This is a genomic window from Erythrobacter sp., from assembly GCF_039988855.1.
Lineage (GTDB): Bacteria > Pseudomonadota > Alphaproteobacteria > Sphingomonadales > Sphingomonadaceae > Erythrobacter.
In genome coordinates, this window is the sequence record NZ_JBDXIY010000019.1 from 442,115 (window position 1) to 455,217 (window position 13,103).

14 protein-coding genes are annotated in these 13,103 nt (G+C 54.7%); 11 read left to right on the forward strand and 3 right to left on the reverse strand.

The window, feature by feature from the left end; all coding sequences use genetic code 11:
* Positions 1-181: 181 nt before the first annotated feature.
* The gene (locus ABJ205_RS14255) at positions 182-1,138 is read left to right on the forward strand and encodes a DUF808 domain-containing protein (protein WP_348158619.1); all 957 of its coding nucleotides are present in this window, start codon (positions 182-184) and stop codon (positions 1,136-1,138) included.
* Positions 1,138-1,785, forward strand: coding sequence for a glutathione S-transferase family protein (locus ABJ205_RS14260; RefSeq protein ID WP_348158617.1), 648 nt, complete (start codon positions 1,138-1,140; stop codon positions 1,783-1,785). The genes ABJ205_RS14255 and ABJ205_RS14260 overlap by 1 nt, the downstream gene beginning before the upstream one ends.
* On the opposite strand, the gene ABJ205_RS14265 is transcribed toward ABJ205_RS14260, so the two are convergent.
* Both ABJ205_RS14265 and ABJ205_RS14270 read right to left on the reverse strand, forming a co-directional pair.
* Positions 1,773-2,048, reverse strand: a complete 276-nt coding sequence (locus ABJ205_RS14265; RefSeq protein WP_348158615.1) for a hypothetical protein — start codon at positions 2,046-2,048, stop codon at positions 1,773-1,775. The two genes, ABJ205_RS14260 and ABJ205_RS14265, sit on opposite strands and share 13 nt — an antisense overlap.
* Positions 2,045-3,469, reverse strand: coding sequence for a Mur ligase family protein (locus ABJ205_RS14270; protein WP_348158613.1), 1,425 nt, complete (start codon positions 3,467-3,469; stop codon positions 2,045-2,047). Before ABJ205_RS14270 ends, ABJ205_RS14265 begins: the two co-directional genes overlap by 4 nt.
* 55 nt (positions 3,470-3,524) lie before the next feature.
* Here ABJ205_RS14270 and ABJ205_RS14275 point away from each other — a divergent pair, with 55 nt between their 5' ends.
* The 9 genes from ABJ205_RS14275 to ABJ205_RS14315 all read left to right on the forward strand — a co-directional run bounded on the left by ABJ205_RS14275 (position 3,525) and on the right by ABJ205_RS14315 (position 12,052).
* Positions 3,525-4,355, forward strand: coding sequence for an LD-carboxypeptidase (locus tag ABJ205_RS14275; RefSeq protein ID WP_348158611.1), 831 nt, complete (start codon positions 3,525-3,527; stop codon positions 4,353-4,355).
* 27 nt (positions 4,356-4,382) lie between these two features.
* Positions 4,383-5,318 carry an ACP S-malonyltransferase gene (gene fabD / locus ABJ205_RS14280; RefSeq protein WP_348158610.1) on the forward strand — a complete coding sequence of 312 codons (936 nt, stop codon included), beginning with the start codon at positions 4,383-4,385 and terminating at the stop codon, positions 5,316-5,318.
* Positions 5,319-5,409: 91 nt separating this feature from the next.
* Positions 5,410-7,338 (forward strand): beta-propeller domain-containing protein, encoded by a 1,929-nt coding sequence (locus ABJ205_RS14285; protein ID WP_348158608.1) that lies wholly within the window; start codon positions 5,410-5,412, stop codon positions 7,336-7,338.
* Positions 7,328-7,753 carry a GNAT family N-acetyltransferase gene (locus tag ABJ205_RS14290; protein WP_348158606.1) on the forward strand — a complete coding sequence of 142 codons (426 nt, stop codon included), beginning with the start codon at positions 7,328-7,330 and terminating at the stop codon, positions 7,751-7,753. The genes ABJ205_RS14285 and ABJ205_RS14290 overlap by 11 nt, the downstream gene beginning before the upstream one ends.
* 11 nt (positions 7,754-7,764) lie before the next feature.
* On the forward strand, positions 7,765-8,526 hold the full coding sequence (gene fabG / locus ABJ205_RS14295; protein ID WP_348158604.1) for a 3-oxoacyl-[acyl-carrier-protein] reductase: 762 nt from the start codon (positions 7,765-7,767) through the stop codon (positions 8,524-8,526).
* A 187-nt stretch (positions 8,527-8,713) separates the two neighbouring features.
* Positions 8,714-9,841: a DNA polymerase III subunit beta gene (gene dnaN / locus ABJ205_RS14300; RefSeq protein WP_348158602.1), complete on the forward strand. Its 1,128-nt coding sequence runs from the start codon at positions 8,714-8,716 to the stop codon at positions 9,839-9,841.
* A gap of 38 nt (positions 9,842-9,879) precedes the next feature.
* Positions 9,880-10,257, forward strand: a complete 378-nt coding sequence (locus tag ABJ205_RS14305; protein WP_348158600.1) for a hypothetical protein — start codon at positions 9,880-9,882, stop codon at positions 10,255-10,257.
* A gap of 9 nt (positions 10,258-10,266) precedes the next feature.
* The gene (locus ABJ205_RS14310) at positions 10,267-10,920 is read left to right on the forward strand and encodes a glutathione S-transferase family protein (RefSeq protein WP_348158598.1); all 654 of its coding nucleotides are present in this window, start codon (positions 10,267-10,269) and stop codon (positions 10,918-10,920) included.
* A gap of 37 nt (positions 10,921-10,957) precedes the next feature.
* Positions 10,958-12,052, forward strand: a complete 1,095-nt coding sequence (locus ABJ205_RS14315) for a DUF2855 family protein (protein WP_348158595.1) — start codon at positions 10,958-10,960, stop codon at positions 12,050-12,052.
* A 28-nt stretch (positions 12,053-12,080) separates the two neighbouring features.
* Here ABJ205_RS14315 and ABJ205_RS14320 read toward each other — a convergent pair whose 3' ends face one another.
* Positions 12,081-12,932 carry a DUF547 domain-containing protein gene (locus ABJ205_RS14320; protein WP_348158592.1) on the reverse strand — a complete coding sequence of 284 codons (852 nt, stop codon included), beginning with the start codon at positions 12,930-12,932 and terminating at the stop codon, positions 12,081-12,083.
* Positions 12,933-13,103 lie beyond the last annotated feature (171 nt).

The window sequence follows — 13,103 nt, forward strand, 5'->3', positions numbered from 1 at the left end:
ATCAAAAGCCCGATTGAGAGCTAGGTGTGTGATTAGGAACGGCAAAATTGCACAAACTCCTTCCTCCACATCGCAAAGCTGTTGGAGAATCCGGGGTTAGTGTCCAGCTCCTATCTTGCGCATTGGTTCAACGGGCGGCAGTCCTATGTCACGCGCAATGAAAAACTAGGAAAGTACCTCAATGCCTTCAGGCTTAGTCGCACTGCTTGATGATGTCGCAGTAATCGCTCGAACCGCTGCGGCATCGGTTGATGATATCGCTATGGCCGCCGGGCGGGCTGGGTCCAAAACCGCAGGCGTTGTCATTGATGATGCAGCGGTGACGCCGAGTTATGTGACCGGCCTATCACCAGCGCGCGAACTTCCCATCATTTGGGCGATCACAAAGGGGAGCCTGTTTAACAAGCTTATCATCCTTTTGCCGATTGCGATGTTGCTTGATTACTTTGCCCCGTGGCTGGTCATTTACCTGCTTATGATTGGCGGCGCGTTCCTTTGTTATGAAGGCGCGGAAAAGATTTTGGAGAAGCTGGGCGGGGCAAAGCACGGGCAAACGGTCGAAGATGAGATCGAAGACCCTGTCGCTTTCGAAAAACAGCGGATTGCAGGCGCGGTGCGCACCGACTTCATTCTATCTGCTGAGATCATGGCCATCGTGCTTAATGAGCTAACCCAAAACGCGGTCATCGCTGACAGCCTTTGGCAAAAGGGTGCAGCGCTTGCGACTGTTGCCGTTGTTGTCACCGTGGCTGTTTACGGCACTGTTGCGATCATTGTGAAGCTCGATGACATTGGCCTTGCCTTGACCAAGCGGGAGAGCGAAGCTGCGCAGAAATTCGGAGCGGGCCTTGTCGCCTTTGTGCCCAAATTGCTGACGGCGCTTTCTGTCATTGGCACCGCGGCGATGCTGTGGGTTGGCGGCGGCATTATTGTGCACGGTACTCACGAAATCGGCTTCAACTTTCTCTATGATATCGCACACGGCGCCGAATATGCTGTGGCGGGCGCAACTGGGGCGCTTTCCGGGATTGCTGGCTGGTTCACCTATGCCGCGATTTCAGCGGTGGTCGGGGTGATCCTTGGCGCGATTATCGCGTTTGTCCTACACAAGGTGATTGGATATGAGGGCGCGCATTGATGGCCCAAAATCAGCCAACAAAGCCTATCCTCTATACCTGCGAGCGTTCACGCGGCCTTCGCGCGACTTGGGCTGCCGAGGAGGCGGGTGTTGAGCTGGACCTGAGGACGCTTCCCTTCCCACCGCGCCACAAAGCGCCTGAATATCTTGAGACCAATCCGCTGGGCACGATCCCGATGCTGATCGACGGCGAGACTGAGATGACCGAAAGCTGCGCGATTGCGCATTATCTTGCGGTCAAAGCAGGGGCAGATCACCTCGTGGTTGCTCCTGGCGAGGCCGACTATGGCGCATATCTCGACTATACCTATCACGCCGACGCAACGATCACCTTCCCGCAAACGGTCTATATGCGCTTCGCTTTGTTCGAGAAGCACAAAGGCTGGGAAGACGCGGGCCATGCCTATGCCGATTGGTTTGAAAAACGCCTTGTGAAGACCAGTTCACGGCTTGAACAGCGGGACTTCCTTGTGGCGGATCGATTTACGGTTGCCGATATCTGTGTGGGCTATGCGTTAATTCTGGCAAAGGCTGTGGGACTGGATGAGAGGGTGTCGGAACCCCTTAAGGCTTACCGCGAAAGGCTAACGTCAAGGGACGCATTCATTGCCGCGATTGCAAAGGAAAAGGCCGGTCAGCCCGGTTGATCCAGATCAGTGCCACATTGGCCGCAGGTCTTATTAGGCCAAGGCACGATAATCATCCCGCGAAAGAACAGGTTCTTCCCACATTTGGGGCAGTTAAAGAGCCTGATCCGAACATTGATCACGATCAGCAAAAGAACCGCCACGGCAAAGGCCCATGTGGAGTGGCCCAGCCATTTGTCCACGGTGATCACAAACATGAAAGCCGCAAGGGTCGCGAACAGCATCAGCTGAGCGTGGCGCACAGCTAGGCGGTAAATTGTCATGAGAGCCGCTCAAACACACTCTTCGCAAACGCACTCAAAGTGTCATCGCGTGCGCCCATAATGACGATGCGGTCGCCGGGCTTTGCAATCTCCACGATCTTGTCCCCGCAGGCATCACGCGCGCCAATATGCTGCGCTGATCCGCCATGCTGTTCGATCAGGTCGATGATCCGCTCGGTCCCTGCGCTGCGGTCGACTGTACCGCCAAAATATACCGGGTCACACATAATGGTGATGTCATCGGCCCCAAGTTCATTCGCAAAGGTTTGGGCAAGCTCATCGCCCATTTGACGCAGGGGCCCGTATCCATGTGGTTGGAAGAATGCGATCACGCGGCTCTCGGTTGCCTTAAGCGTTCGCAAGGTGGCTGCGCATTTTTCTGGGTTGTGACCAAAGTCATCAATGACGCTGATGCCGCTTTCGCTGGTGCCCACAACGTCAAAACGCCTCGCGAGCCCTTCAAATCGGCCCAGCGCATAGACGCAGCGTGTTATCTCAATGCCCGCTGCGCTCATCGCTGCAATCGCCGCAAGAGCGTTTGCGAGATTGTGGAGGCCAGGCATAGGCAGCTCCAGCGGGAAAACTTCGCGTGTGCGGTTGTCGATCAAAACAGCACGAATGCTCAAAGGGGTTTGTTCAATACTGTCAGGTTCAACTGTGATGTCGGCCGATTGGTCGTGAATGCCAAAAGTGACCTTTTGCGAAGCACGGCTCGCAAGTTCGCGCGATTCCTCGTCATCCAAATTGATGATGGCGCAGCCTGATTCTGCAAGAAAGTCACCAAACAACTGGCGCAATTCCTCAATCGATTTGTGGTCGAGGCTGACATTGAGAAGAACGCCGATAGTGGGTTTGTAGAGAGCGATTGAACCATCGCTTTCGTCCACTTCGCTGACAAAGACACGCGGTGAACCCACCCGCGCGCTGGCGAAAGGATTGGCCTCATCGGCAAAGTTTTTCATCACCGCGCCGTTCATGACGGTGGGGTCATGGTCCGCATCGGCCATAATCCAGGCGATCATGCCCGTAACCGTGCTTTTGCCCGATGTACCCCCAACTGCGACGGAGTATCCCGCTTCGTTGAACAGTTCTGCAAGCAATTCAGCCCGCGTCATCCGCTTGCAGCCCAGCTCATTGGCGCGGGCAACCTCAGGTACGGTGTCTTCGACCGCTGCTGATGCGATCAGGACTTGATCGGCAGAGTTAATTCCACTCCCGTCCTGCGGGAACAGGGTGAAGCCATTTTCATCAAGCCATTTGAACTTTTCCGGTGTTCGCCCTTGGTCATAAGACCGGTCGGAACCCGCGACAACATAGCCGAATCCTTGTGCAAGCTGTGCCAATGGAAGCATGCCCGAACCGCCGATTCCACAGAAAAAGAAGGGGCGCTCTATAGGCGCTTGATCCACCAATTCACTCATGGAACCCATGGTTATGGGCTTGCCACGAGAGTTACAAGCGCCCTAGGCTGAGTTAATGACAAATATCGCCATTTGTGCGCCTGCTAGGGCGATTACTCGTGACCATGCCGCCACGCTTGAAGCTTTGGTTGAGGTCGAATTTCCCGATCATTCGGTGACATTCCATGATCAATGTTTCGAAGGCGCGGGGCACTTTGCCGGGGATGATCTGACCCGGCTTTCCGGGCTGCTGGATTGCGCGAACGACCCTTCGTTTGATGCCGTATGGTTCGCGCGGGGCGGATATGGTTCCAACCGGATTGCCGAGGCGGCTATCGCCCGAATGAACGCTTCGGCCAAGTCTAAAACCTATGTTGGCTATTCAGACTGCGGTTATCTCTTGGGAGCGTTGTACCGAGCAGGAATCGGGCAATGTGCGCATGGTTCTATGCCGATCAGTGCCAGTTCCAGCAGTGGTCCCGAATCAGCCCGGCGTGTGCTGCGATGGTTTAGTGGTGATAATTCCGGGTTAGAACCCAGTCTTGATGGAACGACGCCCACAGCCGCCTTCAACCTGATAACTCTCGCCATGCTTGCAAAGACCCCGCTCATGCCGGATCTGACTGGGCATGTGGTGATGGTCGAAGAAGTCAGCGAGCAGCTTTATGCAATAGACCGAGTGTTCTTTGCGCTTGCAGGCAGCTTGCCGCGCATTGCGGGTCTTCGGTTGGGTGCGGTTACCGATATCCCCGAAAACGACATTCCCTTTGGTTCAACCGAAGAGGAAGTCGCCAAGTTTTGGTGCGCGCGGGCAGGTATTCCCTATCTGGGCAGGGCCGAGATAGGGCATACATCTGCCAACAAGGTTGTGCCTTTCGGGCTTGCAGGTCCTGCCTCAGCTTCGTAACGGCTCGCCGCAACAGGAGGAATTTTAATGCGAGCTTTCGTTTTTCCGGGACAGGGCAGTCAGAAGGTCGGCATGGGCGTAGAGCTTGCCGCTGCCAGCAGAGCTGCACGCGAGGTGTTTGAGGAAGTCGATGAGGCACTCGGCCTCAAACTTTCCGGGATCATGGCCGAAGGGCCAGAGGATCAACTTACCCTAACCGAAAACGCGCAACCTGCGATTATGGCCAATGCTATTGCGACTTTGCGCGTGCTTGAGGCTGAGTTTGGGGTGAAACTGACCGAGGCTGGCTCTTGCGTCGCGGGTCACTCGCTTGGCGAATACACCGCGCTTTGCGCAGTCGGCGCGTTTGACCTTTCCACCACGGCGCGTCTCTTGAAGCTGCGCGGCTCGGCTATGCAGGCCGCTGTTCCCGTGGGCGAGGGTTCTATGGCAGCTCTTCTGGGTGCAGACATCCAGAAAGCCACCGCTTTGGCTCAGGCCGCTGCCGAAGGCGAAGTGTGCGAAGTCGCCAATGACAATGACCCGGCACAAGTCGTCATCTCAGGCCATAAAGGCGCGATCGAGCGCGCGGTGGCTCTCGTCAAAGAACACGGCATCAAACGCGGTGTTCTTCTCCCCGTTTCCGCACCGTTCCATTGCTCTTTGATGCAACCCGCGGCGGACCGCATGGCCGAAGCGCTTAGTGAGAACTCTCCGGGCGCGCTTGCCCTGCCGCTTTACGCCAATGTCACTGCAAGCAAAGTTACCGACCCTGCCGAAGAGCAAAGCCTGCTCGTCCAGCAAGTCACAGGCCGCGTGCGCTGGCGCGAAAGCGTAGCGGCAATGCATAGCGATGGCGTCGGGCTTTTCGTAGAGCTAGGCGGCAAAGTCCTCTCCCCCATGATCCGCAAAATCGCCGGCGAGGCGCAAACGACCAGCCTAATCACGATGGAAGATTTAGAGGGCTTTGCGAGCTCAATTTGAGGAAAAGGCGCCACTAGGCGATCTATGTGCCTTAAATCTGGCATAATTTTTATGTAGCTTCTTCCACAAACGCTTTGGGGAGAGGGTGGCTATGGGCTGGACAAAATTTTTGCTTTCGGGGGCAATGGTCCTTGTGCTGGGCGCCTGTACCAGCTTGCCGCCAATAGAACGCAATCCCGGCAGCATTCCGACCTTCGCAAACGAGGCGGAGATAGACGCCTATATCGCGGCGCAAAAACGTGAAGCGAAAAGGCTCATGGCTAAGCCAGGCAGTGGTTACCAAGAGGGTGTAATCATCGTAACCGGCAGCCGCATGCAAGAAGTCGCCATCACCAACAACCAAGAGGAAGGCATTGACGAAGGCGGCATCGTCAAAGCTACCGGGGAGTTTCTCGTTATCTTAAGGCGCGGGCGAGTGCATGTAGTGCGCTATGGCGGCAATGCATTGGAGCCGGTCTCCAGCGTGGATGCATTTGCGCCAGGTGACCCTGACCCCGACGATACGTGGTATGATGAAATGCTGCTGTCCGGCGGAATGGTGGTGGTAATCGGCTATTCTTTTGGAGAAGACGGCACCGAAATCTCGCGCTTTAAATTGTCCGATGAGGGCGCGCTTTCCTATGTCGACACCCACTATCTTTCGAGCTTCGATTACTATTCTTCGCGCAATTTCGCATCGCGCATGATCGATGGAGAATTGTGGACCTATAGCCCCAGCCCGTTTGACGAGGATTGGCGCGATAACTTGCCCTTTCTCGAACGCCGGCTTCCCGATGGCAGTAGGGAGCGCGTTGGCTCCAATCTAAAGCCTGAAGATATGGGACTATCGGCCAGCATGCTTGAGCACATCTCGCCTGCGGCTGATTTGATGCATGGGATCACGCGGTGCACCGTTTTGGAGCCAGAGCTTACCTGCACTTCGCGCGCAGTTTTGGGGACGGAGTCGGGTGAGTATTACTTCAGTCAAAATGCCGCCTATCTCTGGACTGAAGAAGGTCGTCAAAGCTGGCGCTGGCGGGGGCTTGATGAAGAGGAAAGCCATGTCCTTTATCGCATTCCTTATGATCATTCTGATGTGACCGCCATCCGCGTCCAAGGGGCGCCGATTGATCAGTTTTCCTTCCACGAGGATGACGACACAGACAGCCTTTTTGTTCTGACACAGGGCGAGTTCACATTTGGCGACAGCGCCGGATTTGGGGCAACGATGTGGGATAGCGAGTTCTCCGATGGAGAAACCGCTCTTGTCCGCATTCCGCTGGATGCAATGGGCAACGGAACACGCGCGGTCCCGCAAGGCCTGTTCCGCGATCTTCCTGCGCCTGATGGGTGGCGCGTCCAGAACCGTTATGTCGGGCGGCACCTGCTTTACAGTGGCGCACGATACCGCGAGGAAGGTGAAAGCCCAGAGGTGTTTGTTACCCCGCTTGATGCAGGATGGGTGCAACGCATCGAACTCGATCATGGAATCAGCCGGATCGATCGCCTAGGCAAAGATGGCGTGGTCATCGGGCAAGACGATGAGGAACAATTGGGTTTCTCCACAATCGAATTGGGTCAGGCGGCCAGCCCCGCGCGCCTTGGAACGACAAGCCTCTTGCCCGCTAGCGACGAAGGCGAAAACCGCAGTCACGCCTTTTATTGGCGGCCCAATAGCGCATCTCCTGAAAGCGGTGACGGTATGATGGCTTTACCTGTGAACAAAGAGATTGAAGGGTATGACTTCGAATTTCTGGGCTCATCCACCGCTATGGCATTTATTGAGCGTAGGAACGGCAAATTGGAGCCAATCGGCGAGCTCGGCACGATTCCAGACGAAAGCGTCATCAAAGCAGCGCAAGAGTTGCAAACGCTGGACGAGGAGGGTGAATGCAAGGCGTCTTGCACCGATTGGTACGGCAATGCGCGTCCGATCTTTATTGATGAACGCGTTTTTGCGCTGATGGGTGACCAAATTGTTGAGGGTGAGATCTCGGACGGAGCCATTGAAGAAGTGCGAAGGATCAACTTTGCCAAGTGAGTTCGGCATTCACTGGATCACCCACGACAATAGGAAATTGCTTGGCAGCGTATCACCAGGAGTGTTCGATCACGCGATCGACCCAGACCGTCTGAATGCCTATTTGGCGAGTCCTGCCAATTGGATGGGCGTTGCAATCCACGAAGGGCTTGTGGTTGGCATGGTCATGACGGTCATCCACAATCATCCGGACAAACCCACCGAACTCTTCCTTGACGAGATCGGCACTGGGGATGATTGGCGCCGTAAAGGTGTTGCGCGCTTGCTGATCCAGGCTGTTTTTGACAGGGCTGATGAAGCAGGGATTGAAGAGATTTGGTTAGGCACAGAGCCTGACAATATTGAGGCAAATGGCCTCTACAAAGGTTTCAAGCACGAGCGCGAAGACGCCGTGATTTATTATTTCGATTGGTGAGGAGCCGACACATGTTTCGATTGGATGGAATGAACGCGCTGGTAACCGGCGCAAGCGGCGGGATCGGTTCGGCAATTGCAATCGCTCTTGCCAAGCAAGGTGCCCGCGTTGCGCTTTCGGGTTCAAATGGAGACAAGCTGCGCGCCTTTCGCGAACAGCTTAATGCAGAAGTTGGCTCACCGGATGCTGGCGATCATGTTGAGATTACGTGCAACCTGTCTGATAGCAATCAAGTCGATGAGCTGATCCCAGCGACCGTCGACACGCTCGGCGGGATCGACATCCTTGTGAATAACGCCGGTATCACCCGCGATGGATTGGCCATGCGGATGAAGGATGACGACTGGAACAGCGTCATTTCAGTCAATCTCGAAGCCGCTTTCCGCCTTATGCGTGCATCTGCCCGGCCGATGATGAAGGGGCGTTTTGGCCGTATCATCAATATCACATCCGTTGTTGGGCATACCGGCAACCCGGGGCAGATGAATTATTGCGCTGCCAAAGCAGGGCTGACGGGTATGACCAAGAGTTTCGCTCAAGAAGTCGCAAGCCGCGGGATAACAGCCAATTGCGTGGCACCAGGCTTTATCCGAACCGCAATGACGACAGCGCTTGATGAAAAGCAAACCGAGACGATCAACGGCAAGATTCCCATGGGTAAAATGGGTGAGGGCGATGATATTGGCTCGGCCTGCGCATTCCTTGCGAGCCGTGAAGCAGGATATATCACGGGTGAGACCATGCACGTGAACGGCGGTATGGCGATGCTCTAAAGGGACGATTTGGCCGACTTGGGGCTTTCAATCGCCCCTTATCCCCAATGGAATGCACGCTAGAGCCGGTACAATCTTGCCCCTAGTGACAGCCACGCTAAGGTTTTTGTGATCTACAAGGCTTTTTCGAGGGCGATTCCGTGCCCTAGGCGAAGGCTGTGAAACACAAAGACGATAGGTTACGCTGATGAAGGCTACGATCGAACGCGCGACGCTCCTGCGTTGTCTCTCCCATGTTCAATCGGTGGTTGAACGCCGCAACACCATTCCGATCCTATCCAATGTCTTGATTGAGGCATCGGAAGGCGGAAACGTAAAAGTCATGGCGACTGACCTCGATTTGCAAGTGGTTGAGACGATGAGTGCAGCCTCGGTTGAAACACCGGGTGCGATCACCGTATCGGCACACCTTTTGTTCGATATTGCTCGCAAGCTTCCTGAGGGATCTCAAGTAAGCCTTGATGCTGCCGACAATCAGATGGCGATCAAAGCAGGGCGTAGCCGGTTTAAACTACCAACTTTGCCGCGCGATGATTTCCCCGTGATCGTCGAAGGCGACCTGCCAACCTCTTTTGAACTGCCTGCTCGTTCGCTTGCCCGGATGGTTGATGCGACGCGCTTTGCGATCTCAACTGAGGAAACGCGCTATTATCTCAACGGCATCTTCTTGCACGTAAGCGATGATGATGGACCGGTTCTGAAGGCTGCTGCGACCGATGGTCACCGTCTGGCGCGCTTTACCATTGCCCAGCCTGATGGCGCGGATGGCATGCCAGACGTCATTGTGCCGCGCAAAGCAGTTGCGGAATTGCGCAAGCTTCTTGAAGAAGCGCTTGATGGCGCTGTGATGGTTGACCTGTCTGCATCGAAGATCCGGTTCACGCTCTCGGGTGAGGGCGGTGTGGTGCTGACCAGCAAATTGATTGACGGGACCTTCCCTGATTACAGCCGCGTTATTCCAACCGGCAATGACAAATTGTTGAAGGTTGATCCAAAACTCTTCTTCCAAGGTGTTGACCGCGTTGCGACCATTGCGACGGAGAAGACCCGCGCTGTCAAAATGGGCCTTGATGCCGACCGCGTGACCCTTTCTGTGACGTCGCCCGATAACGGCAATGCAGCAGAAGAGCTGGCCGCGACCTATAGCAGCGATGGTTTTGAGATCGGATTTAATGCCAACTATCTGAAAGACATCCTTGGACAGTTTGATTCTGAAGAGATCGAACTTCACTTGGCTGATGCTGGTGCTCCGACACTTATTCGCGAAGATGATGAAAGTCCGGCGCTGTACGTGCTGATGCCAATGCGCGTCTAATGCGAGTTTTTGGGGGGATCATTGTAGGTGCCTTATTGTTGAGCGGGGCTTCCCTCTCAGCTCAGGAAAATAGTGAGCAAACTGGTCAAGGCTTCTCGCCAGAGGATGATTTGGATTGCGCCCTATACACTGCGGGTCTCTTGGCTTCTGATGACGGGGTGATGACGCCGGATGCTCGAACAGCCCTGATCGGGACAATGACTTACTTCCTGGGCCGATATGAAGCGCAGCGCGGAACACCAATTAGCGTTGCTTTAGTAGAGCGTTATCCGGCATATCTCGAAGCGGACTCAACTCAGTTGGAGCAAATCTGCGGCCTCCGCGCCCGCGGATTTGCGAGCCGTATGGAAGATATGGGCCGAGTGATGATTGAGGCTGAAGCGCAATCCTCTCCCAATGCGCCGGAAACCCCATAGGCTTGAATAATGAGCAAGGATGACGAAGCTCAAGTTCGCATTTTTGGAACAGTTATATCCACTTACACCCGAATAGTTCAGATCACTTCTGAAGAAGCCGGGTTAATCCACCAAACAATAGCGACTCCGGCGAATTCGCCGCAAAATCGCCATCCATTCGGCAAAGTTCCAGTGGTCAAGGTCGATGGTCTTGAGCTGATCGAGAGCGTCTCAATCGCGCACTATCTAGATAATGCGCACAATCAAGCTGCGTTGCAGCCCTTTGAACCGTCACACCGTGCTGTGATGGATAAGTGGGTCGCAATTGCAAACAACTACTTATTTCCCCTTTTTGAGGAGGGGTTGGTGATGCCATGGATCATGCACCGTGTAGCAGGTTATCCCCTTGACCCAGAACGTATAAATAATGCTCTTCCGCAAATCAGCAGGGCCTTGGGCTTCCTTGAACTCGAATTGCAAAATGATGGTGCGTGGACTGTGATTGCGGGTGAGACCGGTATCACATTGGCCGATGTGTTTTTGTACCCGATCCTGCGTTCGTTGGAGCTTACACCGCAAGGTGAGGTGGGAATTGCACAATGCGATCACATCAAGGCGTGGCTTGAGACTCTAAAGAATCGTCCTTCGATTGCTGCTACACGCTGGGAAATCGAAAAGGGATAGGCTACCTTCTAGATGATACGAGGAGGACCTTAAACCAATGACCCTAGCCCAAGTTCATGTTCGCAAGAATGAATTGACCCATGCCAGGCTTGTGGAGATGCCAGTTGGAGATCTCGCTGACGGCGCTATCCGACTGAAAGTTGAGAGTTTTTCTGTAACGGCCAACAATATCACCTATGCGGTGGTAGGCGACGGATTTGGCTATTGGAATTTCTTCCCCCCCACCTCGGACGAAGAAGGGCTCGGTATCGTGCCGATGTGGGGTCACGCAGTGGTCATCGAAAGCAATTGCGCCGAGATCGCCGTGGGTGAACGGGTGTATGGCTATTTGCCTATGGGAACGCAGTTTGACGCGGTGCCGGGCAATGTCTCGGCCACAAGTTTCTCCGATATGACTGATTACCGCCAGCCGATGAGCCCGGTTTACAACAATTACAATCGCTTGGCCGCTGATCCTGAGCATGATCCGGCCCGTGAAAAAGAGCGGATGATCTATGGCCCGCTGTTCAAAACCGGCTTTGTGATCGATTATTTCATGCGTTCTGAAAATTGGTTCGGGGCAGAGGCCGTGATCCTTACAAGCGCTTCGTCCAAAACCGCATTGGGCCTTGCCAACGTTGCCAAGCAAAACTCACCGGATATCAAACGCATCGGCCTTACCTCTCCGGGCAATGTGGATTTCACCGAAAGTACAGGGCTTTACGATGAGGTCCACACCTATGATGCGATTGGCCACTTGCCCATTCGTCCAAGTGTTTCGGTTGATTTCGCTGGCAACGCAGAAGTGCTTGGCAAACTGCATCACCACTTTACCGACAATCTCAAATATTCATGCCTTGTGGGTGCCACTCACATCGAAGCTCGCAGTTCAATGGGCGGAGGTGCAGGAAACCTTCCAGGGCCACCACCGACACTGTTCTTTGCCCCTGACCATTTCGTCTCCTTCTTCAAGGAGCACGGCGCAGCCGAGGGCGGCGTGATGGTCGCCAAGACATGGCACGCCTTCTTGGAGGCGGTTGATGGGACCGTTTCGATTGAAACTCTCAAAGGTCTCGATGCGGCGCGCACGACCTATCTTGAGATGATCGGTGGCACGATTAACCCAGCTAAGGGTATCGTTGTCGAACCATAGGCCGGTTAAATGCGAACCAAATGAGCTGCTACTGCGGACCTTGTGTCGCAGTGGCTGTATCATTGAGCGACCAATCATAGGCATAGCTGATGGAAAGGTCAGGCTGGTCTAGCGCTGCAAGCAAATCCGGCTCAGCATATTGGCGCACATGCACAAGGACCGTCTCCTCTGATCCGCCATAGTCTTCGCGGTACCAGCTGAAGATTTTGGAGAGGGTGACTTTGCCGTCTTCACCCACAGACACGCCGCGCGGGTCATTGATGTAGAGGACGGAGTTCTCTTGCAGCTTCTGCTCAAGATTGGAGGCCGTGTATGCGCTTTGCGCAAGGTTCGGGCAGCCAAAGGCGGCGCAGTTGAGCGCGTAGTGAATTCGTGGTTCCTCGCTCCAGAGCGGGCGGACGATGCCATGTTCGATATCATGCAGGCCCAGTTCGCGTCCGTTGACCACAATGCGTTTTTCACCCCAGGGGCCGAAATCCAGCGGGCTGGTCGAGATATCTCTTATTGAATCAACAGGATAGTTGTCGAGAATGACCGAAACCGTCAACGCGTTGTAGAGGTTAATCCAATAGGCAAGCTGCGCATCGCGGGTGAATTGCGTCGCGTCCTGAGCGGCGAGATAATCGACATAACTGTCGAGCTTCTGCTTGTCGTCCGCGCTCACAGCGCCGTAATCGACCCGCACAATGCCGTCTTCGCCAAGCGTTGTGTAACTTGAGAGAAAGCTATCCCAGGCCTCATTCGAGATGCTGTCCTGCGTTCCCGCTGTTTGGAACTGCGCCGAGACGAGTTCGGAGCTTGGGATGGCCAACCGTTCTAAGCTTGTGCAACCTGCCACTGCAGGCAGCAGACACATGATCACTAAGGGTTTGAACTTCATTCTAGCCTCGCCGGTTTTGCGGCGTGCTCAAGTGCAAAAAACCCGCCGAATGAACTGCCAAGAGTTCAGTTCGATACCGGGATTGCCTCGCCGCCATAGCATGTTCTATCTGATCGGGGCTTCGCGAGAACCTGGATCAAAGTTACAATGCCGGCGGTAGGGCTTAAGAAT